We start from the raw sequence: 565 nt of genomic DNA, 5'->3' as shown, positions 1-565 counted from the left end.
CAATGTACGGAAAGCAAGGACTTTAAGAAGCGAGTGAGCCGTCATATCTGGGCAGATTACCTTGAAGAAGCAGAGCATCTGCGTCATACAGAACGGAACAAGCGGATCTATTCCAAGCGCAAAGAAACGATTGAACGCGTATTTGCAGACATGAAAGAAAAGCATGGCATGCGATGGACCANAATTGACGAACCGGGACGGCTACCAGGTGTACCGTTCTAACCCGGAGCGATGCAAGTCTTGTTCTTTCTTGAACCAATGTACGGAAAGCAAGGACTTTAAGAAGCGAGTGAGCCGTCATATCTGGGCAGATTACCTTGAAGAAGCAGAGCATCTGCGTCATACAGAACGGAACAAGCGGATCTATTCCAAGCGCAAAGAAANACGACGAGCACTACGACGCTTACATTTGCCCCAGCAACGAATTTTTAACGTACGAATTGACGAACCGGGACGGCTACCAGGTGTACCGTTCTAACCCGGAGCGATGCAAGTCTTGTTCTTTCTTGAACCAATGTACGGAAAGCAAGGACTTTAAGAAGCGAGTGAGCCGTCATATCTGGGC

At 48.1% G+C, this 565-nt stretch carries 2 pseudogenes; both read left to right on the top strand.

From position 1 onward, the window contains the following. Positions 1-186: pseudogene (locus tag EDM21_RS24440) on the top strand (transposase); the annotation flags it as partial. Between the two features lies 1 nt (position 187). Then, a pseudogene (locus EDM21_RS24435) lies at positions 188-382 on the top strand (transposase); the annotation flags it as partial. Positions 383-565: the final 183 nt, after the last annotated feature.

The sequence above is a fragment of the Paenibacillus lutrae genome, from assembly GCF_009757775.1.
In the GTDB taxonomy this organism is placed as follows: domain Bacteria; phylum Bacillota; class Bacilli; order Paenibacillales; family NBRC-103111; genus Paenibacillus_F; species Paenibacillus_F lutrae.
This window is presented reverse-complemented; position numbering and strand designations above follow the sequence as displayed.